The 25294-nt window shown below is 64.4% G+C and carries 21 protein-coding genes; 8 read left to right on the top strand and 13 right to left on the bottom strand.

The window, feature by feature from the left end; all coding sequences use genetic code 11:
* Nucleotides 1-255 precede the first annotated feature (255 nt).
* From LDZ27_RS15140 to LDZ27_RS15105, 8 genes are all read left to right on the top strand, one after another.
* On the top strand, nt 256-1407 hold the full coding sequence (locus LDZ27_RS15140) for a glycosyltransferase (protein ID WP_244816811.1): 1152 nt from the start codon (nt 256-258) through the stop codon (nt 1405-1407).
* A 10-nt stretch (nt 1408-1417) separates the two neighbouring features.
* Nucleotides 1418-2497, top strand: coding sequence for a glycosyltransferase family 1 protein (locus LDZ27_RS15135; RefSeq protein WP_244816810.1), 1080 nt, complete (start codon nt 1418-1420; stop codon nt 2495-2497).
* Nucleotides 2498-2583: 86 nt separating this feature from the next.
* The gene (locus LDZ27_RS15130; protein ID WP_244816809.1) at nt 2584-3723 is read left to right on the top strand and encodes a glycosyltransferase; all 1140 of its coding nucleotides are present in this window, start codon (nt 2584-2586) and stop codon (nt 3721-3723) included.
* A 44-nt stretch (nt 3724-3767) separates the two neighbouring features.
* On the top strand, nt 3768-4802 hold the full coding sequence (locus LDZ27_RS15125) for a glycosyl hydrolase (RefSeq protein ID WP_244816808.1): 1035 nt from the start codon (nt 3768-3770) through the stop codon (nt 4800-4802).
* Nucleotides 4803-5308: 506 nt separating this feature from the next.
* Complete coding sequence (locus LDZ27_RS15120; protein WP_244816807.1) at nt 5309-7591, top strand: polysaccharide biosynthesis tyrosine autokinase; 2283 nt, start codon at nt 5309-5311, stop codon at nt 7589-7591.
* A gap of 179 nt (nt 7592-7770) precedes the next feature.
* Nucleotides 7771-9207 (top strand): hypothetical protein, encoded by a 1437-nt coding sequence (locus tag LDZ27_RS15115; RefSeq protein WP_244816806.1) that lies wholly within the window; start codon nt 7771-7773, stop codon nt 9205-9207.
* An 88-nt stretch (nt 9208-9295) separates the two neighbouring features.
* On the top strand, nt 9296-9637 hold the full coding sequence (locus LDZ27_RS15110) for an FKBP-type peptidyl-prolyl cis-trans isomerase (protein ID WP_040049973.1): 342 nt from the start codon (nt 9296-9298) through the stop codon (nt 9635-9637).
* A gap of 10 nt (nt 9638-9647) precedes the next feature.
* Nucleotides 9648-10421: an AraC family transcriptional regulator gene (locus LDZ27_RS15105; RefSeq protein WP_244816805.1), complete on the top strand. Its 774-nt coding sequence runs from the start codon at nt 9648-9650 to the stop codon at nt 10419-10421.
* Nucleotides 10422-10481: 60 nt separating this feature from the next.
* Here the strand turns inward: LDZ27_RS15105 and purF are convergent, their stop codons facing one another.
* The 13 genes from purF to leuB all read right to left on the bottom strand — a co-directional run bounded on the left by purF (nt 10482) and on the right by leuB (nt 25281).
* A complete protein-coding gene (gene purF, locus LDZ27_RS15100) occupies nt 10482-12029 on the bottom strand; it encodes an amidophosphoribosyltransferase (RefSeq protein ID WP_244816804.1) in 1548 nt (515 codons plus the stop codon).
* 129 nt (nt 12030-12158) lie between these two features.
* On the bottom strand, nt 12159-12692 hold the full coding sequence (locus LDZ27_RS15095; protein ID WP_244816803.1) for a CvpA family protein: 534 nt from the start codon (nt 12690-12692) through the stop codon (nt 12159-12161).
* Between the two features lie 6 nt (nt 12693-12698).
* A complete protein-coding gene (locus tag LDZ27_RS15090) occupies nt 12699-13544 on the bottom strand; it encodes an SPOR domain-containing protein (protein WP_244816802.1) in 846 nt (281 codons plus the stop codon).
* A gap of 47 nt (nt 13545-13591) precedes the next feature.
* The gene (folC, locus tag LDZ27_RS15085) at nt 13592-14902 is read right to left on the bottom strand and encodes a bifunctional tetrahydrofolate synthase/dihydrofolate synthase (protein ID WP_244816801.1); all 1311 of its coding nucleotides are present in this window, start codon (nt 14900-14902) and stop codon (nt 13592-13594) included.
* A 76-nt stretch (nt 14903-14978) separates the two neighbouring features.
* On the bottom strand, nt 14979-15851 hold the full coding sequence (accD, locus tag LDZ27_RS15080) for an acetyl-CoA carboxylase, carboxyltransferase subunit beta (protein WP_244816800.1): 873 nt from the start codon (nt 15849-15851) through the stop codon (nt 14979-14981).
* A 43-nt stretch (nt 15852-15894) separates the two neighbouring features.
* A complete protein-coding gene (trpA, locus tag LDZ27_RS15075; RefSeq protein WP_244816799.1) occupies nt 15895-16698 on the bottom strand; it encodes a tryptophan synthase subunit alpha in 804 nt (267 codons plus the stop codon).
* Nucleotides 16699-16784: 86 nt separating this feature from the next.
* Entirely contained in the window at nt 16785-17609 is an 825-nt protein-coding gene (locus LDZ27_RS15070; protein WP_244817285.1) for a site-specific DNA-methyltransferase, read from the bottom strand.
* A 30-nt stretch (nt 17610-17639) separates the two neighbouring features.
* Complete coding sequence (trpB, locus tag LDZ27_RS15065; protein WP_244816798.1) at nt 17640-18833, bottom strand: tryptophan synthase subunit beta; 1194 nt, start codon at nt 18831-18833, stop codon at nt 17640-17642.
* Nucleotides 18834-18895: 62 nt separating this feature from the next.
* Entirely contained in the window at nt 18896-19564 is a 669-nt protein-coding gene (locus tag LDZ27_RS15060) for a phosphoribosylanthranilate isomerase (RefSeq protein ID WP_244816797.1), read from the bottom strand.
* 2 nt (nt 19565-19566) lie between these two features.
* Nucleotides 19567-20364 carry a tRNA pseudouridine(38-40) synthase TruA gene (truA, locus tag LDZ27_RS15055; RefSeq protein WP_244816796.1) on the bottom strand — a complete coding sequence of 266 codons (798 nt, stop codon included), beginning with the start codon at nt 20362-20364 and terminating at the stop codon, nt 19567-19569.
* 1 nt (nt 20365) lies between these two features.
* Nucleotides 20366-22516 carry a FimV/HubP family polar landmark protein gene (locus LDZ27_RS15050; RefSeq protein WP_244816795.1) on the bottom strand — a complete coding sequence of 717 codons (2151 nt, stop codon included), beginning with the start codon at nt 22514-22516 and terminating at the stop codon, nt 20366-20368.
* A gap of 175 nt (nt 22517-22691) precedes the next feature.
* Nucleotides 22692-23813, bottom strand: coding sequence for an aspartate-semialdehyde dehydrogenase (asd, locus tag LDZ27_RS15045; RefSeq protein ID WP_244816794.1), 1122 nt, complete (start codon nt 23811-23813; stop codon nt 22692-22694).
* Between the two features lie 400 nt (nt 23814-24213).
* Nucleotides 24214-25281 (bottom strand): 3-isopropylmalate dehydrogenase, encoded by a 1068-nt coding sequence (gene leuB / locus LDZ27_RS15040; RefSeq protein ID WP_244816793.1) that lies wholly within the window; start codon nt 25279-25281, stop codon nt 24214-24216.
* Between the last annotated feature and the right edge of the window lie 13 nt (nt 25282-25294).

Raw genomic sequence — 25294 nt, 5'->3', positions numbered from 1 at the left:
CAGCGGGCAACGCAAAACGACGCGGTCGATCGGGGTGCTTGCAAAACGAGTGGTCGATACCACACTCGGCTTGCAATGCTGCGCGCTTGTTTCCGTAAATTGTGTTTTCCTTTGAACGTGGATGCGCTCGCACCGTCTTAGTATGCTGAACCGAGTGAATGTGTGTTGCCCATCATCGATAACAAATAGGCCACTTTTCTTCTCCATTGCGAGTGCCGCGGGGCGCACGGCGAATCGCCAATCGAAGAGTCAAACATGAAAGAGATCGTCCATATAACCGAGGCATTTGGCGGCGGGGTGCTATCGATGCTGACCCAGCTGTCCAATCGCGCAGCGGCCGCAGGAGTCGGCGTAACGATCCTTCATTCGATGCGGCCGGAAACGCCGGCGAACTTCGAGAAGCTGTTCCATCCGGCCGTCAAGTTCAAGCATGTCAGCATGTGCCGCGAGGTCCATCTCAAGAACGACTGGGCGGGCGTGCGCGACCTCGTGCGTGCGTTGCGCGAATGCGATCCCCAAGTCGTGCATCTGCATTCGTCGAAGGCGGGCGTGCTCGGCCGCGTGGCCGCGCGCATCGCGGCGCCGCGGGCGCGCGTCTTCTATTCGCCGCACGGCCTCGCGTTCTTGCGGCGCGACGTATCGGCTGCCAAGCAGTTCGCCTATCTCACGTTCGAGCGCATCGCCGCGCGCATGGGCGGCACCATCGTCGCGTGTTCGACGAGCGAGCTGCGCGAAATCGAAACGAAAGTCTATGCGCCCCGCGCACGGATGATTGAGAACGGCGTGAACGTCGACGAGATTCTTCCGCGCGTCGAGAAGCGCAACGGCGAGCTCGTCATCGGCATGAGCGGGCGTGCGTCCTACCAGAAGAATCACGAAGCCTTCGCGAAGCTTGCCTCCAACTTGCAGGGACCGTCGATCGAGTTTCTGTGGATCGGCGGCAATGCCGACGAAGTGCCCGCCGAAAACACCGGCGCGGTCACATGCAGCGGATGGGTCACGCGCGAACGCGCGCTCGAACTCACATCCGAACTCGACGTCTACGTGCAGACCTCGCGTTGGGAAGGCATGCCCATCGCGCTGATCGAAGCGCAGGTGGCCGGCATTCCCGCAGTCGTGACCGACGTGGTCGGCAATCGCGACGTCGTGCAGCATGGCGTGACCGGCTTCGTCGCGAAGAGTATCGAGGACATGGAAGGCTATCTCGTGCGCCTGCGCGACAGCCCCGATCTGCGCGCACGCATGGGAACGGCCGCGCGCGTCTCGGCAAGCAAGCGCTTCTCGATGGAGACCATCTTCCGTCAATGGCTTTCGATGTATGAATTCGGTTCCGAAAAGCCTTCGCGCGAGCCGCTTGGCACGAACGAAGTCGCATCGTACGAGACCAGCTCCGACTCACAGTTCTAAAGCGCAAGACATGGACACATCGATCGCCTCACACAAGCTCGTCTACAACGGTCGCTTCACGAGCCAGAAGACCACCGGCGTTCAGCGCGTCGCGCGTGAACTCGTCGCCGCGCTGATGAAGTTGCCCGAAGGATCGCACCTTACGCTGGCCGTGCCTCCGCAGCCCGGCCTCGTGCCGGTGGACGGCGTGCCGACGGTCGAACTCGGTTTCGGCAAGGGCGTGTTCTGGGAGCAGATCGTGTTGCCGCTCTTCGCGGGGCGCTCGCGCATCGTCAATCTCAGCAACTCGGGCTCGATCTTCCGTCCGAATCAGATCATCTACATGCACGACGCCGCGGTGTTCGACACGCCCGCGCATTTCTCGTGGAAGTTCCGCATGTGGTATCGCGTGATGTTCTGGATTCTCGCGCGCACGTCCAGTTGCGTGATGACGAATTCGAAGTTCTCGCGCGACCGTCTCGCGCATCATGTCGGCGTGAATCCGGAACGCATCGGCGTCGTGCCGCTCGCGGCGGACCATCTGGATCACGTCGTGCCGGATACGTCGGTCATCGGCGAACTGAAGCTCACGCCCAACCGCTACGTGCTCGCGGTGAGCAGCATGAATCCGACGAAGAACTTCAAGCGCCTCGTGGAAGCTTTCATGCGCCTGAACGATCCCTCGATCGATCTCGTCATCGTCGGCATGAAAAACGCGACCATCTTCGGCAAGGCGCAGGACTTGTCGAGTTCACCGAACGTCAAGCAGGCGGGCTATGTCAGCGACGAAAAGCTCAAGGCGCTGTATCAGCACGCGGCTTGCTTCCTTTATCCGTCGATCTACGAAGGCTTTGGCATTCCGCCGCTCGAAGCGATGCGCAACGGCTGCCCGACGCTCGTGGGACGCGCGGCCGCGCTGCCCGAAACGTGCGCCGACGCATCCATCTACTGCGATCCCTATTCGGTCGACGACATTGCAGCGAAGCTGCGAGAACTACTGGATTCGCCTAAGCTGAGTGAAGACCTCAGGCGCCGCGGCCTCGCACATGCCGAGCGATATCGCTGGACGGAGAGCGCGCGACTGTTGATGCAGTTCATAAACAGAGCATAAAGACGCGCAAAACGCGCGCTTAAGGGGAGAAAAAGGTGAACGTTGGGATCTATTGCGATTCAGGCATCAACGGAGGGCATGAGGAAATGCTCAAGCGTTTCATGCTCGCGCTCATTTCGAGCGGGAACGTGGAGACGCTGCACATCTTCGTCCCCAAGGCGAACGCGGCACTATTCCGTTACGTGAGCGAACTGGCTCGCCATCACGCGAAGGTGCGCACCATCGGTCTCTCTTATACGGCCGAATCGATACGCGGCAATCCGTTCGCGCTGCTGCGCGTGATCCGCTCGACGGCGGCCACGCTGCGCACGCTGCGCCTGTCGAAACTGCTGATCGCGCAGGGCACGATTGCATCGGGAATCGCCGGTCTCTTCGCCGCGCGCTATGCACGCGTGCCGACGCTCAGCTACTTGCCGCTCGTGGACGACGCGTCCGCCGGCGCGAGCCTCACCGACAAGCTGAAATGGCTCGTCAAGCGCGTGCTTTATCGCATGCCCGACGAGTTCGTGACGCTCAACGAACATCTGCGCGACAAGCTCGGCACGCTCGCGCCGCATGCGCGCACGATGATTCTCGAAAACTACGTGGACGACCGCTTCAGCCGTTCGACGCTCACCAAGCCGGCGGCGCGCGCCGCGCTCGGCTTGCCCGATGACGGCACGACGATCGTCACGCACGTGGGCCGGATCAACTTCAGGCAGAAGCGGCAAGACTTCCTGATGGAAGCCATACAGCGTCACGCCGATGCGTTCAGGCGCACGCTCGTGCTGATCGTCGGCGAAGGCCCGGACGCGGCGCGCCTTGCCGCGATGGTCGACGCAAACCCGACGCTTTCCGCATGCGTGCGGCTCGTCGGGCCGCAGAACGACGTGCTTCCGTATATCGTCGCAAGCGATGCGCTCGTGCTGCCATCAGCCTATGAAGGCGTGCCGCTCGTCATGATCGAAGCGGTGCTCGCGGAACGGCCCATCGTCGTGTCGCGCGTATCGGGGCTGGATTCGTATCTGCCGAACGCGCTGCTCTTTCCCGCCGGCGATCACGACGCGTTCGTCGAACGCATCTTCGCCGCGCGCGACGTTCCCATGACCGGACTCGCGAGCGACTACCGCCGCCGGTTCTCGCGCGAAGCATTCGACGCGCAGGCACAAAACGTGATGATGCCCGCTGTTCCGTGCCGTGGCGCGTTCGACCCGGCATCGCCGCAACACTCGGATGTACCCGGCTAAGCCCTTCTCATGAGGACCGAACATTGAAGCGAAGGTTATGGTTGGTGGCATCGTTTGTCGGCATGCTGCTTTGCGGCTCCAGTCTGGTTGATGCGCGAACCGCCGGTTCTGAGCATTCGAACAACCCGAAGATGCAATGCGGCAGCCGCTCGCCAGGGGTCTTCTACGGCGTGGCAGGACACATCGAACATCGCGGAGCGTATCGGTCGAGCGACTACGACTTGCAGATTTCACAGCTCCGCGATCTCGGCGTCACGATCTACGCGCAAGATGTTTCGAACGAGGAAAGCGCGCACATGGTCGCCGATTTCGCGCGACAGGCCGCGAAGCAATGCATCGGCGTACTCGCGCTCGTGACGCCTTTCGAGCCGCAAAAGCGCGCGAACGAAGAGGAAACGTATGAACGCGGCTACGCGCTCGGCAAGACGGCGGGCACCGTGCTCAAGGGACTCGTGACGTACTATCAGGTCGGCAATGAGTACGACAACTGGACGATTCTCGGCTCGGACCGCAGCGGCGAACATCCATCGGATTACGACAACGCGATGTTCATGAAAGCGCGCGGGTCGATTCTCGGACTCATCAAGGGCATCCGCGGCGCGAACCCCGACGCGAAGATCCTGCTCACGTCGTTCAGCTGGCTGCATTACGGCTTCACGGACATGCTCGCCGCAGGCACGCAGCCGGACGGCAGCAAGGGCCACCCTATCCCGAAGTGGGACATCACCGCATGGCATTGGTACTCGAACATGGGATCGATTACGGCGGCGGGCGGTCAGAAGGTCGACGTGCTGAAGCGTCTGCGCGACAGCTATGGCAAGCCCATCTGGATCACGGAATACGGCGTGCGCCCGAATCATGCGGACCCTGGCGGCTATCTCGTCAGCAAGGATGCACTTGGGGGCTTCGTGTCGATGGCCAAGACCTACGACATTCAAAACGTCACGTTGTACGAGCTGTACGACGATCAGCGCTTCGGAGGCGACGGCAATTACGGCGTGATTCATGACGACGGCCGCACGCACAAGGCGCGCTTCGACGTCGTGCGCGATTTCATCAAGGCGAACCCGATGCCCTGAATCAAGAGGCAAAAAGGTGCGTGCGACGCATGATCCATGAGCGGAATCAGTAACTATCACTTCGATCGCCGCATGCGCAACCGGCATGCCCGCTCTGGCGCGAAGTAGTTCGTTCGCTACTTAACAGACGTATTCAGTTCGGGACCCGAAGATAGGTCCGACGCTAAAACTTTTGAGCATAGGTATCGATTCGCACACTGCCAGCGTGAGGCAACGCCTCCTCTCATCTGCGGATCGATAAAGCGCCTCGCGTTTTCGCGATTCGCGCTTCGCTAGCTCGGGCGCAACTCGACGAGCCAACGCCCCAAGCCTTGAGCCTTGCCGGCAAACGCCGGATCAAAATTACGACAGACGTACCGCGGCCGACCGCGCGGGCTCTTCGTTGTTTCACGGCCCGGAACACCACGCTTACATTCGAACAGAGGATACCGCCTTTGAACACGCTATACGTCAACTCCGGATCTTCGCGTCCTGGCAAGGACGACAATGAATTCACGGCAAGCGACATGATCAAGCTGCTGCGCGATCACATCGGCATCCTGCTGATGTTCATCGGCGCGGCAGCCGCACTCGCTACCGCTTACGCGTTCCTCGCGGAGCCCATCTATTCGTCGGATGTCGTCATCCGCGTGGATCCGCCGGACCCGAACGCGCTCGGCATCGCGCCGCAAAGTCAGATGCAGACGCAGGAGCCGCAACTGTCGGCCATGCAGCTCGCGCCCGCGGAAATCTCGGTCATGAAGAGCCGCTCGGTGCTGGAACCGGTTGTCAACCAGTTCCACTTCGACATCCGCGTCAAGCCGCACACGATGCCGGTGATCGGCTGGATCGCGGACATGTTCGCGAAGCGCGGCCATCTCGCGCCCGCGTGGTTCGGCATGAACTCGTATGCGTGGGGCGGCGAGGATCTTCACATCAGCCGGCTCGACGTGCCGCCCTCACTCGAAGACGCGAAGCTCGACTTCACGCTGCTCGACAATAACCAGTACGAGCTTCAGGACCCCGATGGCAACGTGGTCGTGCGCGGCAAGATCGGCCAGCCCGCGTCGGCGCATGGCGTGACCATGCTCGTCGATGGCGTCGTCGGCCGTCCGGGTGTTCACTTCGCCGTGACGCGCTACAACACGCTCGATGCAATCGACCTGCTGCTCAAGTCGATCAAGGTGGCCGAGTCCACGAAGGACACGGGCATCGTGGAAATCTCGTATAACGGCGACGATCCCGATGAAACGGCCGCGGTCGCCAACGCGCTCGGTCAGGCTTATCTCGCCGCCGCAGTCGCGAGCCGTCAGGCCAACGACACGAAGACGCTCGAATTCATCCGTTCGGAATTGCCGCGCCTCGAAAGCGATCTCAAGCAGGCCGAAGGCCGCTTGAGCGCGTTCCGTTCGAAGTCGCAGTCGGTTCAGCCGATCAACGAAGCGCAGGCGTATCTGCAAGGCAGCATCACGTCGATGCAGCAACTCGCGATGCTGCAACTGCAGCGCACGCAGGCATTGCAGCGCTTCACGCCCGACAGCCCGCAAGTGCGCAATCTCGATCAGCAGATCTCGCAATACGAGCAGACGAACAAGCAGATTCAGTCGCGCTTCGACAGCATGCCCGCTTCCGAGCGTCAAAGCGCCGAGCTCACTCGCGATGCGCGCGTGGCCGAAACCGTCTATCTCGGCATGATGAACAAGGCCGAAGAGCTTTCGGTGCGCCGCGCAAGCACGACCGGCGGCGCGCATATCGTCGATGACGCGCTGCGCCCGCATCGCCCGGTGAAGCCGAACAAGCCGCTCGTGATCGTCGCGGGCACGGCGCTCGGCTTCTTCGTCGGCACGTTCTTCATCTTCCTGCGTCGCCACGCGATGATCGGCGTCACCGATCCGATGTTCGTCGAACGTCGCCTCTCGGTGCCGGTGCTCGGCGAAGTGCTGTTCAGCCGTCAGCAGCAGATGCTGGATCACGAGATCGCCGTCTCTCCGGTCGATCACGCGCTCGGTTACTCGGGCGCCGCGTCCGCGACGAACGCGCCGCCCAAGGCATTGCCGCATTACAAGCAGGCCGTGCACGACGGCATCACGATGCCGAACATCGGCGAACTGGATCACGACGCGCGCCTGCTCGCGACGCGCTATCCGCACGATCCGGCCGTCGAAGCGCTGCGCGCGGTGCGCACCGAGCTGTATCGCGATCTCGTGAATGCGCCGAACAACATCGTCATGCTGACCGGCCCGATTCCCTCGGCGGGCAAGAGCTTCGTCGCGGCGAACCTCGCCGTGCTGCTCGCGGAAATCGGCCTGCGCGTGCTGCTGATCGATGGCGACTTGCGTCGCGGACACATCGCAGCGTTCTTCAAGCAGTCGAATCCGGGCGGTCTGTCGGAAGTATTGAAGGGCGAGATGGGCGTAGCCGATGCGATCCGCCATGTCGGCGTGCCGGGCCTTTCGTTCCTGTCGTGCGGCAGCTATCCCGACAATCCTTCCGAACTGCTGATGATGCCGGGCTTCCGCGACATGCTCGCACGCATGAGCGAGCAGTTCGATCTGGTGATGATCGATACGCCGCCGTTCCTCGCCGTGACCGATGCCGCGATCGTCGCGAGCGATGCCGGCTCGACCGTTCTCGTGCTGCGTTCGGGCATCCAGAGCGAGGAGGAGATCGAGGAGACGGTGAAGAAGGTGCATCGCGCGGGCGGGCGTCTCGTCGGCTCGGTGTTCAACGCCATTCCGAAGCGCCGCAGCAACCGACGCAGCTACGGTTATGCGGCGGCCTACACGAGCACGTTCAAGCCGGTGAATTGATGCGCGCATCGACGCATGACAGCCTGAATGCCTGAACGCATGAGCGAAGCGCCGCGTGCCCGTCACGCGGCGTTGTTTGTATGAGTCGCTGCTCGCCACTTGTTCCGCGTTTCATCGTGAACGTTCGACTGTCGGCATGAGGCGGCGAAGCAAACACAGATGCAGCACTACTCTCTACGATGAAAGATAAAGCAACGCTGATCGACTCGTATTACCGGATCTGGGCCTTCGCGATGCCGGTTACGTCGTTCCTCGTGATCCCTTCCATTCAGGGCACGACGATCGGCTATCTGATGTGCTTCCTGTCGGTGCCGCTCGTGCTGCTGTTCGGCGGCCGCTCGCGCAAGAGCTATATGCATTTCGTGGGCGCGGCGCTTCTCGTCTGGCTGCTCATGCTCTGCACGACGCAGCTTGCGGACGTCCTGGCGCCCTTCGATGTCGACTTCAGCAAGATACAGCTTGTCGACGACAAGGATCCCGTCACGTTCATCATGCGCAAGAGCATGTTCACGCAGTCCATCTACGTGGCAGCCGTCGTGCTCTATGCGGGTTACGTCTACTACTACTACAAGCCGCGATGGGACCAGTGGCTTCTCGCCGCCGTGACGCTCTTCGCGATCTACGGCATGTACGAGGTCGTGTACTACGTGCTGACGGGCTCGCCCGGCGACTTCATCTCGAACCGCGCATTCGGCGATCAGTTCGGCCGCGGCATCGTGCGCTCGGACGGCACGGTGAACGGCAGCTCGTTCCAGGTCATGAGCGTGGGCGGCATGTCGATCCAGCGTCTCAAGGCGCTGACAGGCGAACCGTCGATGTACGCGATGTCCATCTTCCCCTTCTGGGTCTATTTCAACGCCACGTCGCGCCTGCGCTGGCCTGTGTGGATCATCGGCGTGTCGCTGATCATGAGTACGTCGTCGACCGTGCTGATCGGCTATGCGGTGTTCGCGCTCATCCGCATGCGCAAGATCGGCATCAACCCGATCAAGGCGCTGGTCGGGCTTCTGCTCGTGGGCCTCGTCGCGTTCATCTTGCAGGACTACATCGCCGATCTCTTCCAGCAGATGGTGCTGGACAAGCTCGAAGGAAAGAACGAGTCCGGCTCCGACCGCGCCATGCTCTTCCTCGAATCCCTGCGCCTGTGGCTGCATGCGTCGCCGTTCAATCAGCTCTTCGGCATCGGCTTCGGCTACATCCGCTCGACCGACCTTTTCTCCACGCTGCTCGTGAATACCGGCGTGGTCGGGCTGGTCGGCATCAGCGTGCTGATGCTGTATCCCGCGTTCAAGCTCGACTGGGACCCGCGCGGCATCGCGCTGCGCCAGTGCTGCGCGGCCACCTGGACGATGATGATGGTCTCCGTGCCCGAGTTCGCCTACCTCGCGCCGTGGACTTTCGTCGCGATGGCTTACGTGCGCGTGCGTGCGCTCAAGCTCGCAAGACGCGATGCGCACGATCGCACCGCAGGCCTCGCGATGGAACGGTCGCATATCGGCACGGAGTTCGGCGTGCAGGTGAGCCTGAACGTCGGCGCGCGCGTGCAGTCGCCGATGAGCGCGCACGAACGTCCGCGCATCGGCAGCAGAATGAATCCGCGCGGGCGTCATTCGTAAGCGCGCAGGGTCCGGCTTCCATCGTTGCTACGCTCTACAATGTCGGTTTCGACCATCGGCGTAGAGCCGTGCAACCAGGGAGCAAACCATGTCGACAGTCACGACCGATTCCGGTCTCAAGTATGAAGACGTCACCGTTGGGGAAGGCGCGGAAGCCGTCGCGGGCAAGACCGTCAGCGTGCATTACACCGGCTGGCTGACCGACGGCCAGAAGTTCGATTCCAGCAAGGACCGCAACGACCCGTTCGCCTTCGTGCTGGGCGGCGGCATGGTCATCAAGGGCTGGGACGAAGGCGTGCAAGGCATGAAGGTCGGCGGCGTGCGGCGCCTGACCATTCCGCCGCAACTCGGCTACGGCGCGCGCGGCGCGGGCGGCGTCATTCCGCCGAACGCCACGCTCGTGTTCGAAGTGGAACTGCTCGACGTCTGAGCATTGCTCGATGAGCGCGCCGCTTCATCGCCCGACCGTTTCGCTGCGCCGCTATGAAGCGGTGCAGGCGTGGGACGAGCACGACTTTCATCAGATCGTGCTCGGCTTCGATGGCGCGATGGGCATGGCGGTCGATGGCAGCGAGTCGCACATCGACCGCCATCGCGCGTGGATCATTCCCGCGGGCGCGCGTCACGAGTACTGGGCGGAAGGCGTGAACCGCCAACTCGTGCTCGATCTTCCCGCTTCGTCGGTCGCGGTGCCGGCGCGCTTTTTCGATCGCGCACGCACCGTCGAACTCGATCCGCATCTCACGCAACTCGTCGCAAGCGTCGCATTGCACGCGCATACCGACGATACCGCCCTGCCCGCCCGCTTCGCGTGGCAAGCGGCCACGCATCTATGCGGCGCGCTGATGGCCGATGCCGGCGCGTCGCCCGGCGCGGACCTGCGCGGCCTCGACTTCGCGCGCATCGACCGATGGCTGCGCGCGCATCTTTCGGAGCCGCTGCGCGTGGCCGATCTCGCCGCGCATTGCGGCTTCGGCATGCGGCGCTTTCATCAATTATTCAACGAAGCGTTCGGCGAGACGCCGCATCGCTATCTGCATCGCTTGCGGCTCGATGCGGCGCTCACGCTGCTCGCCGATCCGCGCGCTTCGCTCTCCGACATCGCGCTCGATATCGGCTTCGCGGATCAAAGCGCGTTCACGCATGCGTTCTCGAAGCGCTTCGGCATGGCGCCGGGGCAATGGCGCAACAGCGGGCTGACGCGCGGGCAATAGACGCAAAAAAGCCCGCTCGTCTTATCGACCGAGCGGGCCCTATGACGAACGCCGAACTTCTTATTCCACCGACAACTGCAGGTGCAATTGCGAACGCACGGGGCCGCCTTCGAGCGCTTCGCTCGCGATATCGCGGTCGGACTGCGCTTGCGGCGCGAGGCGCGCGGTTTCGATGCGATCGAGGTAGTCGGTCGTGATGTCGCCGGTGATGTAGTTGCCGTCGAAGCACGATGCCTCGAATTCCTTCAACGCCGGATTGATGTCGCGAATCGCGCTCTTCAGGTCTTCCACGTCCTGATAGACGAGATAATCGGCGCCGATCATGCGCGCGACTTCTTCATCGCTGCGGCCATGCGCGACGAGTTCGCCGCGCGTCGGCATGTCGATTCCGTACACGTTCGGGAACTTCACCGGCGGCGCGGCGGACGCGAAGATCACCTTGTTCGCGCCAGCATCGCGCGCCATCTGCACGATTTCATGCGAAGTCGTGCCGCGCACGATGGAATCGTCGACGATCAGCACGTTCTTGCCCTTGAACTCGATGCCCATTGCGTTCAGCTTCTGGCGCACGGACTTCTTGCGCACCGCCTGGCCCGGCATGATGAACGTGCGGCCCACGTAGCGGTTCTTGAAGAAGCCTTCGCGATATTCGACGCCCAGCTTCGCGGCGACCTGCATCGCGGCGGGACGCGAGGAATCGGGAATGGGCATGACCACGTCGATATCCACGTCCGGCAGCACGCGCTTGATCTTTTCGGCGAGGTAGTCGCCCATGCGCAGACGCGCGTTGTAGACCGGCACGCCGTCGAGACACGAATCCGGACGCGCGAGATACACGAGTTCGAAGATGCACGGGTTCAACGCCGGCTTCTCCGCGCATTGATGGTTGTGCAGATTGCCTTCCGCGTCGATGAAAATGGCTTCGCCCGGTTCGACATCGCGCACGAACTCGAAGCCGATGCCTTCGATCGCCACGGATTCCGACGCCACCATCCATTCGACGCCCGTTGCCGTTTCCAGCTTGCCGAGCACGAGCGGGCGAATGCCGAACGGATCGCGGAACGCGATGAGACCGTAGCCGGCGATCAGCGAGACGATCGCATACGAACCCTTCACGCGGCGATGCACGCCCGCGACCGCCTTCCACAGCGCGGCGGCGTCGAGCTGAAGGCCCGAACTCGCGAGCTGCAGTTCGTGCGCGAACACGTTGAGCAGCACTTCGGTGTCGGATGCGGTGTTGATGTGCCGGCGATCGATGCGGAACATCTCGTCCTTCAACTGCATCCAGTTCGTCAGATTGCCGTTGTGCGCGAGGATGATGCCGAACGGCGCGTTGACGTAGAACGGCTGCGCTTCTTCCTCGCTCGACGCGGAACCGGCCGTCGGATAGCGAACCTGGCCGATACCGACGTTGCCCGGCAAGCTGCGCATGTTGCGCGTGCGAAAGACGTCGCGCACCATGCCGTTCGCCTTGTGCATGTGGAAGTTGTTGCCGTTCGCCGTGGCGATGCCCGCTGCGTCCTGACCGCGATGCTGCAGCAGCAGCAGGCTGTCATAGATGAGCTGGTTGACGGGGCTTTGGGAAACTACACCTACGATGCCGCACATGGCATGGTCCTTCAAAGAGTCGAAACGGGGTCGAAAAGCGTGTCGGCTGCGCGCGCCGCAGGCATCGGAGCGATGCGATGCGGCGACGCGCGGTGCCGTCGCGCGTTCCTCGTGTAGCCTGCCGTTCGTCTATTGTGCGGCGTTTCGCGCCGTGTCGCCTGGTTCGGGTGCGACGTGCACATACGCGGCGAGCGTATCGGGGAGCAGCGGTCTCAATTCGCGCACGCCCTGTTCGGCCATCGGCCTCAGCAGAGCGTTGCGCCAAAAATCCTTCTGCGGCAGTTCGGTCAGGCCAGCGAGGGCGACCAGGATCACCACCAGTATTGCGCCTCTGACGAGGCCGAAAAGCAGGCCGAGCGACCGGTCGACACCGCGCAGGCCAGTGACTTCCGTGATGCGCGTGAGCAGCGCGGACAGCACGCTCGACAGCAGCAGCACCGCGCCGACCACCAGCAAAAACGCGACGAGCCATTGCGTCAACGCGCCGCCCGGCCACGTCGCCGGAATGTAGGGCACGACGACGCTCACGAAGCGGCCCGCAATCAGAATGGCCGCGATCCAGCCAACGAGTCCGAACGCCTCCGCGAGCAGTCCGCGCCACATGCCGCGCAATGCGGACAAGCCGATGACGGCCATGACGGCGTAGTCGAAGCTCGTGAACATCGACGTTTAGTTCGACGCCGGCCGCTTGCCGCCAGCGAGCCCTGCCTGGCGCACCTTCACGAGCGCGGCGGACGCCGACGCGCGATCGGGGAACGGCCCTGCGCGCAGCAGCGCGCGCGACGAGCCGTCGGACTGCTGGCGATGTTCGAGATACGCGGGCACGCCCGCCGCTTTCAACTTGGCGACCCAGTTCTGCGCGGCGGTTTCGTCGTCGAACGTGCCGATTTGCAGCACGAAGCGGCTGCCCGCCGGGGACGCCGGCGTGTTCGCGCTCGATGTCGTGTTCGCGCTGCTATTCGTTTCCGGTGCGGGCTCGGCGGGTTGCGGCTTCGCCGCTTGTTTCGCCGCTTGCTTCGGGACGGCTGCCGGCTGGCTTGCAGGCTTTGCGTCGGGCTTTGCGGGCGCTTCTTTCTGCGCCTGCGGCTGAGTCACACCCGCCGCGACGTTGGCCGGCTCGGAAGCCGTCGTTGTCGCCGCAGCCGGCTTTTCATGCGCGACGCCCGCTTGCGTGTCGGCGTCGTTCGCCTCGCGCGACGCCTTGGCAGCGGGCGCGGTGCGATTGGGGATGTCGATGGAAATGTCGTCGGTGACGGGCTTCGGGCGTGAATCCAGCACCATCGGCAAAACGATGACCGCGGCGAGCACCAGCGCGATCGCGCCGACGAGCCGCCGCCGCGCGCGCTGCTTCTCGGGCAGCGTGGGATCGAGCATCATCGCGTCGGCGTCGGTGCGCTCCGTTCTGCGCGTGCGGCGTTCCGTGCGCACGGTATGACGCGCGCCCCGCGAGGAATCGGAGTACGCGTCGTTCGCGACGCGGGCGTCGTCTTTCTTGCCGAACGAGAAAAGTCCCATGTATGGCTTGGTGCGAGAAGCGTGGACGTCCGGTTGCGCCGACCGTCTCAGTGATGCTGCGATTTCCGGTAGGCCATGACGCCAGCCACCGTATAGAAACTACCGAAGACCACTATTCTATCATTTTCGGAAGCACGGCTTAACGCGTCTCGAAATGCGTCGGCGGGCGTCTCGAACTGTGCAACGCTGCTGTCGGGTCCGTCGTTGACGCCGGCTTCTCGAAGCGCCGCATCGAGCCGTTGCGCCGTGGCCGCGCGCGGCGTCGGCAGCGCGGTGACGTTCCAGTGATCGATCTCGCCCTTCAGTTGCTGCACGATGCCTTCGATATCCTTGTCGCCCATCGCGCCGAAAACCGCGTAGGTGTAGGGGAAAAAGCCCATGTTGCCGAGGTTTTGCGCGAGAACCGCAGCCGCGTGCGGGTTATGCGCGACATCGAGAATGAGCTGCGGTTTGCCGGGCAACACCTGGAAGCGCCCCGGCAGTTCCACGTTCGCAAGCCCGAGCCGGATGTCCTGCGCGGAGACCGGCAGCCGGTCGCGCAGCGCCTCGAGCGCCGCCAGTGCCGCCGACGTGTTGATGAGCTGGTTCGCGCCGCGCAGCGCCGGATAAGCGAGCGCCGCGCGCCGCTGAGTCCGGCCGATGTAGCTCCACTGCTGCCGCTCGTTACCCGGCTGCGCTTCGTAGCGGAAATCGCGTCCGACGAGCCACAGATCCGCGCCGACGGCTTCGGCGTGATCGATCAGGCTTTGCGGCGGCGAAGGATCGCCGCAGACGGCAGGCTTGCCCGCGCGGAAAATGCCCGCTTTCTCGAAACCGATCTTCTCGCGCGTGTCGCCCAGATAATCCGTGTGATCGATGTCGATGCTCGTCACCACGGCGCAGTCCGTATCGACGATATTGACGGCATCGAGCCGCCCGCCGAGCCCGACTTCCAGGATCACGGCGTCGAGTCCGCGCGACGCGAACAGATGCAGGATCGCGAGCGTCGTGAATTCGAAATATGTGAGCGTTGCCGGATCGGACAGGCTCGCACGCGCCTTTTCGACGGCCTCGAAGTGTTCGAGCAGGTCGGCATCGCTGGCGTCCGCGCCGTCGATGCGCGCGCGCTCGTTGAACGCGAGCAGATGCGGCGACGTATGGCAGCCGACCCGATAACCCGCGCGCAGCATGATGCTTTCGAGGATCGCGCACGTCGAGCCTTTGCCGTTCGTGCCGCCGACCGTGATGACGGGACAGTCGAACGTGAGGCCGAGCGCTTCCTTCACGCGTCCGATGCGCGCGAGGCCCATGTCGATGCCGACCGGATGCGCCGCTTCCAGATGGGCGAGCCACGCGTCGAGAGTGGGAAATGTGGTCATTTTCGAGATCGGTAAAGCAAAAGCGCCGCGCGGAACCTCGCGGTTCACGCGCGGCGCTGCGCTGGCGAAAGACGGTTCAAGCGACCGAATCGGCCGGCTGCCGCGTCATCAATGCCATCAATTGAGCCAGTTCCTCGCGCATCTTGCGGCGATCGACGATCATGTCGACCGCGCCCTTCTGCAGCAGGAATTCCGCGCGCTGAAAACCTTCCGGCAGCTTTTCGCGCACCGTCTGCTCGATCACGCGCGGCCCCGCGAAGCCGATCAGCGCCTTGGGTTCCGCGATCACGACATCGCCCAAGAACGCGAAGCTCGCGGATACGCCGCCCATCGTCGGATCGGTCAGCACGGAAATGAACGGCAGCTTCGCGTCGGCGAGCTTGGTGAGGAGCGCCGTGGTTTTCGCCATCTGCATGAGCGAGAGCAGGCTTTCCTGCATGCGCGCGCCGCCCGAAGCCGTGAAGCAGATGAACGGCACGTTCTGCTCGATCGCATTGCGTGCGCCGCGCACGAAGCGTTCGCCGACGACCGAGCCCATCGAGCCGCCCATGAACGAGAACTCGAAACAGGCGACCACGCACGGCAGCGTGTGGATTGCGCCGCCCATGACGACCATCGCGTCGGTTTCGTCGGTGTCTTCCATCGCCTCTTTCAGGCGATCCGGATATTTGCGGCTGTCCTTGAACTTCAGCGCGTCGACCGGCACGACTTCCTGGCCGATCTCATAGCGGCCTTCCGGATCGAGCAGGCGATCGAGCCGCTCGCGCGCGCCGATGCGCATATGGTGGCTGCACTTCGGGCAAACGTGCAGGTTCGCCTCGACGTCGTTGCGGTACAGCACCGCCTCGCACGCCGGACACTTCACCCACAGCCCTTCGGGGATTCCCTTGCGGCTTTTGGGATCGGTTTGCTTGATCTTGGGCGGCAACAGTTTGTCGAGCCAGCTCATCGTTTTTCCTTGACTGATCGGGGCCGCGGCGCGGCGGCGAATGTTATTTGGCGGAATCGAGCGCCGCGCGAATTTCGGCGATGAAGCTCGTAAGCGACGCGGCGGCCGTCTCTGGCGGCGCCTCTTCGAGCAACTGCACGAGCCGGCTGCCGATGACGACGGCGTCCGCCACTTGCGCGACCGCGCGGGCGGTTTGCGCGTCGCGAATGCCGAAACCGACGCCGACGGGCAGCGCCACGTGCGACTTGATGGCCGGGATTTTACTCGCGATGCTGGAAACGTCCAGATTTGCCGCGCCGGTCACGCCCTTGAGCGACACGTAGTACACGTAGCCGCTCGCGATCCTGCCGACGGCCGCGACGCGCTCGTCGGTGGACGTAGGCGCGAGCAGGAAGATCGGGTCGATGCCGGCTGCGCGCATCGTCGAGCCGAACGCTTCGGCTTCCTCGGGCGGGTAATCGACGACCAGCACGCCGTCCACGCCGGCTTCCTTCGCGGCTTTCGCGAACGCGTCCGCGCCCATGCGCTCGATCGGATTCGCGTAGCCCATCAGGACGACGGGCGTCGTGTCGTCGGTTTCGCGAAAGCGGGCGACATCGGCGAGCACGCGTTTCAACGTGACGCCGCGTGCGAGCGCGCGCTCCGACGAGCGCTGGATGACGGGGCCATCGGCCATCGGGTCCGAAAACGGCACGCCCAGTTCGATGACGTCCGCGCCGCCCTTGGCGAGCGCGTGCATGAATTCGACGGTTTGCTCCGGGTTCGGATCGCCCGCGGTGATGAACGGGATTAGCCCTTTCCTGCCTTGCGCGGCGAGTGCCGCGAACGTGTTCTTGATGCGGGACATGTGGGTTCTCGAAAACGTATTCGTTAGCGTCGGTAATCGACGCGACCAGCGACGCGACTAGCGACGAACGCCTGCGCAGCGCGACTCTATTCGGCGGCTTCGGTTTCGGCGGTCTTGGCGGCGCGCGACGGCGCGGGCACAGCTTGCGCCCGGGCAATGCGCCCTTCCGCGATCGCGCAGTAATCCGCGTTGATCTCGTAGCCGGTGAAAAGCCGCCCGTGCCGCGCGCACGCGACGGCCGTCGTGCCGCTGCCCATGAACGGGTCGAGCACGCGCCCGCCCGGCGGACAACTCGCGAGGACCATGCGCTCGACGATCTCCAGCGGCTTCTGCGTCGGATGATCGACCCGCTCCGCGTGCTGCCGATGCAGACGCGACACGGACCAGACGTCCTTCGGGTTGTAGCCCATCTCCAGCCACTTGCTGCCTTCGAAGATCTTGCGCGAGCGTGCCTTTTTCGTCGCTGCGTCGTAGGGAATGCGCACCGGATCGAGATCGAAGTAGTAGTCCTTCGATACCGCGAAATAGCCGATGTTGTCGTGCACCGACGTGAACTTGCGCGTCGTTCCGCCCATGCTCGGCACGCGCCGGTCCCAGACGATCTCGTTGACCATCGTCATCCGGCGCTTGAGGAACACGAACAGTTCTGGCGAATATTGCCAGGTGCAGAAGATGTACATCGAGCCGCTCTTCTTGAGCTTCGGAATCGCGATGTCCAGCCAGCGATACGTCCACTCGAGGAAAGCCTCGCCGGAGAGCATGTCGGAGTCGTTCCCGTAGTCCTTGCCGAGTCCGTAGGGCGGATCGGCGACGATCAGATCGATCGACGCATCGGGAATGCTCGCGGCATCGGCGAGAAAATCGCGGTTTCGAACGTCGATGCCGGCGCCCTGCAGCGCGCCGGCGGACATCGGCTCGTCGATAACGGTGCGCACGGCGGCTTAGAACTGAATGCCCGATCGCTCCGCGACCGTGTGCATGTCCTTGTCGCCACGGCCCGAGAGATTGACGAGCAGCACCTTGTCGCGCGGCAGCGTCTTCGCGAGCTTCGCGCCGTAGGCAAGCGCGTGACTCGATTCGAGCGCCGGAATGATGCCCTCGATACGGCAGCAGTCGTGGAACGCCTTGAGCGCCTCGTCGTCCGTGATGCCGACGTACTCGGCGCGGCCCGCGTCCTTCAGCCACGCATGCTCCGGACCGACGCCCGGATAGTCGAGGCCCGCCGACACCGAATGCGTCTCGATGATCTGGCCGTCGTCGTCCTGCAGCAGATACGTGCGGTTGCCGTGCAGCACGCCGGGGCTTCCGCCCATGAGCGACGCCGCGTGGCGGCCGGTGTCGATACCGTCGCCCGCCGCTTCGACGCCGATCAACCGGACGGCCTGATCGTCGATATACGGATAAAAAATGCCCATTGCGTTCGATCCGCCGCCTACACACGCGATGACCGCGTCCGGCTGGCGGCCGGCCATTTCGGGCATCTGCACGCGGCATTCGTCGCCGATCACGCGCTGGAAGTCGCGCACCATCATCGGATACGGATGCGGTCCCGCCACCGTCCCGATGATGTAGAACGTGTTCTCCACGTTCGTCACCCAGTCGCGCATGGCTTCGTTGAGCGCATCTTTCAACGTGCGCGAGCCCGATTCCACCGGCACGACGGTCGCGCCGAGCAGCTTCATGCGATACACGTTCGCGGCCTGACGCCTCACGTCCTCCGCGCCCATATAGACGACGCATTCCATGCCGAAGCGCGCCGCGATGGTCGCCGTCGCCACGCCGTGCTGGCCCGCGCCGGTTTCGGCGATCACGCGCGGCTTGCCCATTTTGCGCGCGAGCAGCGCCTGGCCGATCACGTTGTTCACCTTGTGCGCGCCGGTGTGATTCAGGTCCTCGCGCTTCAGATAAAGCTGCGCGCCGCCGAGCATGTCGCTCCAGCGTTTCGCGTGATAGATCGGGGAAGGACGGCCGACGTAGTGCTTCAGTTCGTAGTCGTATTCGGCCTGGAAATGCGGGTCCTGTCGGGCCGCGTCATAGGCTTCGCGCAGTTGGTCCAGCGCGTGAATGAGCGTTTCGGAGACGAATACGCCGCCATATTGGCCGAAATGGCCTCGTTCGTCAGGCAAGTTGTACATTGCGTCACTCTCTCGGTGGCGGACCGGCGGATCTGGGATCGACGTTCGGCCCGCATTCGGAATCAGCCGGCGTCCGCTTCGCGCACCGCGCGCACGAACGCCGCCATTCGGGCGGAATCTTTCACGCCCTTGGCGCCCGGCACTTCGATGCCGCTGGAGACATCGACCGCGAACGGGCGCACGCGCCGGATGGCGTCACTGACGTTTTGCGCGTTCAACCCACCACTCAAAACGGCCCGATGCCCGAGATCTGTTGGAATAAGTGACCAATCGAATGCCTTTCCGCCGCCGCCGAAACCCTCGACGAGCGCGTCGAGCAAAATACCGCCTGCGGCTGAATAGTTAAGCGACGATTCTACCAAATCGCTTGCAGCCGCATCAGGCCCCACGCGCACGGCGCGCCACCAGGGCAAACCCGCAATCGCGGCGAGTTCGGCGCATTGTTCGGGCGTTTCGTCGCCGTGAAATTGCAAAATGGACAGCGGCACGTTCGACGTGACTTCCTCGATCCACTCCGGCGTCGCGTTGACGAAAAGGCCGACCGCCGCCACGAGCGGCGGCACGCGCCGTGACAACTCCACCGCCTGCGACACACTCAGCGAACGCGGGCTCGGCGGATAAAAGACGAAGCCCACGGCATCCGCGCCGAGCGCGACAGCGTGCTCGACGTGTTCCACGGTGGAAAGCCCGCACAGCTTGATTCTGGTCCGATGCAAATCTCGATCGTTCATGGCTAGTCAGCCCAGATGGCGCTCCACGGCATGCTGGCGATATGCGGCGGCGGCACCGCGAAATGCTCGGGGTAGCCGACTTCCGCCAGATACAGCCCGTCGGGCATGAAGGTCGGCGCGGCGGCGCGGCGGTCGCGCGCGGCGAGGACGTCGGCCATCCACGAAGCGGGATGCCGCCCACGCCCGATCGCGACGAAGCATCCCATCAGGTTACGCACCATGTGATGCAGGAACGCATTGGCGCGAAAACGGAAATGGACGAAATCGCCCTGTTCGCGCACGTCGATCTGATAGACGTGCTTCACAGGCGTCTTCGACTGGCAATCCGCCGCGCGAAACGACGAAAAGTCATGCTCGCCGATGAGGCAGGCCGCGGAATCGCGCATGGCGGCGACGTCCAGCGGCGTGTGCACCCAACCGGCGCGTTTCGTCAGCATGGGTGAACGCACCGGATTGACGTACAGCACGTAAAAATACGTCCGCTCGAAGGCGGCGAAACGCGCGTGGAAATCGTCGGGCATCGGCTTCGCCCACCGCACGGCGACCGATTCCGGCAAGAACGCATTCGTGCCGCGCACCCAGGAAAACTCAGCGCGGTCCAGTTCCGTATCGAAATGGACGACCTGGCCGACGCCGTGAACGCCCGTATCCGTGCGTCCGGCGACAACCGTCTGAAGCGGCGTCTGCGCGAATCGCGCGAGCGCGCGCTCCAGTTCGTTCTGCACCGTGTTGCCATGCGGCTGCGACTGCCAGCCGCAAAACGCCGCGCCGTCGTACTGAATGCCAAGCGCGATACGCATGTCAGGAATGCGGCGCGAGCGTCGAAAGCAGCGCGGCGGCTTGCGGGCGCGTGCCCGAATCGTTCGACGCGATGACTTCCTGCAGCAACGTGCGCGCGCCGGACAGATCGCCGAGTTCGATGTATTCCACGGCCAGTTCGAGCTTGTTGCGCGCGATGGTCGCGAGTTGCGCGGCGGTCAGCGCGGGCAGCGGCTCGGTTTGCGTCGACGGCAGATCGAGGTCGAAGTCCAGACTGAGCGGTCCGAACTGCGTTGCGCCGAGACCCGCAACCGACGCCGCGCCCGCCGTTCCCGCCTCGATTTCCTCGGCGGCCGAAGGTGGCGCGGCATCGGCGAGTGGCGGGAGCGCGACGGCCTCGGCTTGCTGCGCGGCGTCCGTCTCGGCGACGGGCTGCGGCACGAACGGCACCGGCTCGATCGGCGTGTGCGCGTCCGCGTGCGGCGCCGCCAGCGGCTCCTGATGCGCCGACGATGCGTTGCCATCGGACGGGGCGTTCAACGTCAATTCCATGCGCGGCGGCAGGCTCATGTCGAGCGAATCGAGCGCATGAACGGCCTCGGTCGGAAACTTGGGCATCGGAAAACGATGCGCGGCGGGCGGCTCTGCATCCTCGACAGCCTCGTCGTGCTGCTGCGCCTCGCGCGCCGCTTGCTCTTCGATCGCGCGCTGATCGGCGGCGCGTTGTTCCGCGGCCTCTTCGTGGGCCGCGAGCGCCTGCGCTTCGCGCAACTCGGCTTCGCGCGCAATGATTTCGCGCGCCGCCGCCTCGCGCGCCGCTTGTGCCTGGGCCTCGCGTTGTGCGGCTTCGAGCGCTTGTGCGTCGCCCGAACGGGTATCGCGCTCGGCCATTTCGCGCGCCAGCGCCTCGCGCGCCGCCGCTTCGCGGGCGCGGATTTCGCGCGCTTCCGCCTCTTGCGCGGCGGCCTGACGCGCGGCCGCCTCGCGTTCCTCGGCTTCCCATTTCTCGGCTTCCCGATGCGCCGCTTCACGGGCGGCGATTTCGCGGGCGTGAGCCTCGCGCTCGTCGGCTTCCTCGGCTTCGTCCGATTCGGCCGGACGCGGCGGCACGAACCCGGCGTGCAGCGCCGCGGGCGGTGCCGGCACGAACGGCGCGGCGTGATCCGTGGCATTCGCATGCCCGGCGTGTGTTTCGGGGGCGCGCGGCGTCGCTTCGGGCGGAGCGGCGGGAGCGGTTTCGGCGGATGCCGGCGCGTCGTCGTCGGACGGCGCGGCGAACGCCTGTGCCGCCTCGTAGCTCTCCATGCTCGCGGCCACGGCGTTCAGCTCGGACGCGTCGCGCTGAACGGCCTGGCCTTCGAGATCGGCGGCGCCGGTGGCGTCCGTCTGCGGCTTCGCGGGCGGAACGGGCGTCGATGGCGGAATCGGCGGAATCGGCGCGCGCGCCGACGAGCGCGCCTGCGCTTCGGCTTGCGCCTGCACGCGGCGACGCTTGCGCGAACGCAGCATCATCAACAGAAAGAGGACGACCAGCACCGCGATAGCGATGCCGAATAACATCGGATCGGCGCCCGAGCGAGGCTTGCCCGCGCCCGGCGCGGCGGGTGCAGGTGCGGACGCGGCGGGCGCCGCTTCGGTGGCCGGCTGCGACGCGCCTGCAACGTTCGCCGGCTCGCTCGCCCCGCTCGCGGCAGGCGCGACGGCCGGCGCGCTCGCGGGTGCAGGCGCCATCTCGACGCTTGACGCCTGCGCGGTCGCGCTCGCGGCATTCGTCGGCTGCTCCGCCTGGGGCGCCGACGCGGGCGCAGCGTCCGACGCACCGCCCTGGCCGGTCGACGGCACGTTGAGCACCGCCCCGAGCTTCAGCCTGTTGATGTCGTGGCCCGCGAACGCGTTCGGATTCGCATCGAACAGCGCGCGCGCCATCTTTTCCTTGACGGCCCGTTCCTTCGAGCCGGTGATCTCGCCAGCGATGTCGTTCAGCGATTGCCCCGGCTTGACCGCGTACCGCTGCGCGGGCGCGTCGGCGGACGAGGCGGCGTCGGCGGACGAGGCGGCGTCGGCGGACGGGCCGCTCGCCTGCGCAAGCACCGCGCCGGAGTTCGTCCAGAGCGCCGCGCAGACGGCGACGCTTGCCGCGGCGAGCGCCGCACGCGATGACGGGAGGAAGGACCGGCGAGGTGGTCGAATCATTGATGCTCCAGGTACAACAAGGGTTGAATCACAAGCGAAGTCTGACGGGCGCGATGGCCGCAACGGGCAGCCGATTCGCACGCAGTCCCAAAAAAGCGGCCGCGCAAAACAAAAAGCGCCGCGATAACGCGACGCTTCCTGTTCGAGGTCCGCGCTCTCAGGCGCGTAGTTTACTTTACTTGTCCAGCAGAATGCGAAGCATGCGGCGCAGCGGCTCAGCGGCGCCCCAAAGCAGCTGGTCGCCGACCGTGAACGCCGACAGATATTCGCCGCCCATCGCGAGCTTGCGCAGACGGCCGACCGGCACCGTCAGCGTGCCCGTGACGACGGCCGGCGACAGATCGCGCATCGACGCTTCGCGCTCGTTCGGCACGACTTTCACCCAGTCGTTCGCCGAAGCCAGAATGCCGTTGATTTCGTCGAGCGGCACGTCGCGGTTCAGCTTGATCGTGAGCGCCTGCGAGTGGCAGCGCATCGCGCCGATCCGCACGCAGAGGCCGTCGACGGGAATCGATCCCGGCTCGCCCATCGCCGGCTTGCCGAGAATCTTGTTGGTTTCCGCGCCGCCCTTCCACTCTTCCTTCGACATCCCTTTGCCGAGATCCTTGTCGATCCACGGAATCAGCGAACCGGCGAGCGGCACGCCGAAGTGGTCGGTCGGCATTGCGTCGCTGTTCATCGTGGCGAGCACCTTGCGGTCGATGTCCAGAATGGCCGACGACGGATTCGCCAGATCGCCCGCCACCGAAGCGTTGAGCGCGCCCATTTGCGAGAGCAGCTCGCGCATGTTCTGCGCGCCCGCGCCCGACGCGGCCTGGTACGTCATGGCCGTCATCCAGTCGACGAGGTTTTCGCGGAACAGGCCGCCGAGCGCCATCAGCATCAGGCTGACCGTGCAGTTGCCACCGACGAAATCGCGCCCGCCCTTGACGAGCGAATCCTTGATGACGTTCAGATTGACCGGATCGAGAATGATGACCGCGTCGTCCTTCATGCGCAGCGCCGATGCCGCGTCGATCCAGTAGCCCTTCCAGCCCGCCGCGCGCAGCTTCGGATACACGTCGTTCGTGTAGTCGCCGCCCTGACACGTGATGATCGCGTCGCACTTTTTCAGGTCGTCGATGCTCGTCGCATCCTTGAGTTTCGTCTCGTTTTTGGCGAACGACGGCGCGTTGCCGCCCGCATTGCTGGTGCTGAAGAACACCGGTTCGATCAGATCGAAATCGCCTTCCTGCTGCATGCGCTGCATCAGGACGCTGCCGACCATGCCGCGCCAACCAACGAGACCTACGTTCATGACTAACCTTATCTGTGAGAGCTTCCCCGCATCCTTACCCGGCGTGGCCGCGCGGGGAAGACGCTCGGACACGAGGGACGATCAGCGAATCGTGATCGCTTTGATGGAGCGTTTCGTAATCGTAACGCGCGTCTTGGCGATGCCAGCGGCGGCAACGTCGCGCTTGATGATGGCGAGTTCCGTCGCGACGGCTTGCGAGCCGCGTCCGAGGCAATTCAGAGAGAATTGAGAGTTCTTCGCCATGACCAAAGAATATACACGATACCCGGGCGTTTTCGTCAGGCAAGTGCGGCTTGCGCGCAGAATCGACGCCGATCGTGCGTCTACGCCACCGATGCAGGGCGAAATACCGCGATCGGCCGCTTCACGGAAAACGGCCGATCGTGCGCGAGCCAGCGTCTTAGAGCGCAGCGAGCACCGCGTCGCCCATTTCCTTCGTGCCGACGATCTTGCCGTCCTGCGTGGCGATGTCGCCGGTGCGGTAGCCTTGTTCCAGCACCTTCCTCACCGCGTTCTCGATGCGGTCCGCCTGCTCCGTCTTGCCGAGCGAATAGCGCAGCATCATCGCGGCGGAAAGGATGGTTGCGAGCGGATTCGCGACGCCCTTGCCCGCGATGTCCGGCGCGGAACCGTGCGACGGCTCGTACAGGCCCTTGTTGTTCTTGTCGAGCGACGCCGACGGCAGCATGCCGATGGAGCCGGTCAGCATCGCGGCCTCGTCCGAGAGAATGTCGCCGAACATGTTGCCGGTCACGACCACGTCGAACGCTTTCGGCGCCTTGACAAGCTGCATCGCCGCGTTGTCGACGTACATGTGCGACAGCTCGACATCCGGATATTCCTTTGCGACGTCGATCATCGTGTCGCGCCAAAGTTGCGACGTTTCGAGCACGTTCGCCTTGTCCACGCTTGTCAGCTTCTTCTGCCGCTTTTGCGCGGCGGCAAACGCCACATGCGCGATGCGCCGCACTTCCGGCTCGGAATAGCGCATGGTGTCGAAGCCTTCGCGCGCGCCTTCGAACGGGCCGTCCGGCGCCTGACGCACGCCGCGCGGCTGGCCGAAGTAGATGTCGCCGTTCAGCTCGCGCACGATCAGGATGTCGAGACCGGACACGATCTCGGGCTTCAGGGACGACGCGCCCGTCAATTGCGGATAGCAGATCGCCGGACGGAAGTTGGCGAAGAGTTGCAGATGCTTGCGCAGGCCGAGAATCGCCTGTTCGGGGCGCAGCGCGCGCTCGAGCGTGTCGTACTTCCAGTCGCCGACCGCGCCGAAGAGAATCGCGTCGGCTTCTTTTGCGAGCGCGAGCGTCGAATCCGGCAGCGGATGGCCTTTCGCCTCGTAGCCCGCGCCGCCGACGGGCGCCTCTTCAAGCTCGAACTTCTCGCCGAGCGCGTTCAGCACCTTGACCGCTTCAGCCGTGATTTCCGGACCGATCCCGTCGCCGGGCAAAACTGCAATCTTCATCGTCTCTTCCTTT

The organism is Caballeronia sp. Lep1P3 (genome assembly GCF_022879595.1).
GTDB lineage: Bacteria > Pseudomonadota > Gammaproteobacteria > Burkholderiales > Burkholderiaceae > Caballeronia.
This window is presented reverse-complemented; position numbering and strand designations above follow the sequence as displayed.

Excerpts from the sequence above, each read along its gene's own strand:
- LDZ27_RS15140 (WP_244816811.1), top strand. The coding sequence starts at position 256 with ATGAAAGAGATCGTCCATATAACCGAGGCATTTGGCGGCGGGGTGCTA.
- LDZ27_RS15110 (WP_040049973.1), top strand. The coding sequence starts at position 9,296 with ATGTCGACAGTCACGACCGATTCCGGTCTCAAGTATGAAGACGTCACC.
- LDZ27_RS15115 (WP_244816806.1), top strand. The coding sequence starts at position 7,771 with ATGAAAGATAAAGCAACGCTGATCGACTCGTATTACCGGATCTGGGCC.
- truA (WP_244816796.1), bottom strand. The coding sequence starts at position 20,364 with ATGCGTATCGCGCTTGGCATTCAGTACGACGGCGCGGCGTTTTGCGGC.
- LDZ27_RS15050 (WP_244816795.1), bottom strand. The coding sequence starts at position 22,516 with ATGATTCGACCACCTCGCCGGTCCTTCCTCCCGTCATCGCGTGCGGCG.
- trpB (WP_244816798.1), bottom strand. The coding sequence starts at position 18,833 with ATGTACAACTTGCCTGACGAACGAGGCCATTTCGGCCAATATGGCGGC.
- LDZ27_RS15135 (WP_244816810.1), top strand. The coding sequence starts at position 1,418 with ATGGACACATCGATCGCCTCACACAAGCTCGTCTACAACGGTCGCTTC.
- asd (WP_244816794.1), bottom strand. The coding sequence starts at position 23,813 with ATGAACGTAGGTCTCGTTGGTTGGCGCGGCATGGTCGGCAGCGTCCTG.
- LDZ27_RS15070 (WP_244817285.1), bottom strand. The coding sequence starts at position 17,609 with ATGTCCGCCGGCGCGCTGCAGGGCGCCGGCATCGACGTTCGAAACCGC.
- leuB (WP_244816793.1), bottom strand. The coding sequence starts at position 25,281 with ATGAAGATTGCAGTTTTGCCCGGCGACGGGATCGGTCCGGAAATCACG.
- LDZ27_RS15090 (WP_244816802.1), bottom strand. The coding sequence starts at position 13,544 with ATGGGACTTTTCTCGTTCGGCAAGAAAGACGACGCCCGCGTCGCGAAC.
- accD (WP_244816800.1), bottom strand. The coding sequence starts at position 15,851 with ATGAGCTGGCTCGACAAACTGTTGCCGCCCAAGATCAAGCAAACCGAT.
- trpA (WP_244816799.1), bottom strand. The coding sequence starts at position 16,698 with ATGTCCCGCATCAAGAACACGTTCGCGGCACTCGCCGCGCAAGGCAGG.
- LDZ27_RS15120 (WP_244816807.1), top strand. The coding sequence starts at position 5,309 with ATGATCAAGCTGCTGCGCGATCACATCGGCATCCTGCTGATGTTCATC.
- LDZ27_RS15095 (WP_244816803.1), bottom strand. The coding sequence starts at position 12,692 with ATGTTCACGAGCTTCGACTACGCCGTCATGGCCGTCATCGGCTTGTCC.
- purF (WP_244816804.1), bottom strand. The coding sequence starts at position 12,029 with ATGTGCGGCATCGTAGGTGTAGTTTCCCAAAGCCCCGTCAACCAGCTC.
- LDZ27_RS15105 (WP_244816805.1), top strand. The coding sequence starts at position 9,648 with ATGAGCGCGCCGCTTCATCGCCCGACCGTTTCGCTGCGCCGCTATGAA.
- LDZ27_RS15130 (WP_244816809.1), top strand. The coding sequence starts at position 2,584 with ATGCTCAAGCGTTTCATGCTCGCGCTCATTTCGAGCGGGAACGTGGAG.
- LDZ27_RS15060 (WP_244816797.1), bottom strand. The coding sequence starts at position 19,564 with ATGAACGATCGAGATTTGCATCGGACCAGAATCAAGCTGTGCGGGCTT.
- folC (WP_244816801.1), bottom strand. The coding sequence starts at position 14,902 with ATGACCACATTTCCCACTCTCGACGCGTGGCTCGCCCATCTGGAAGCG.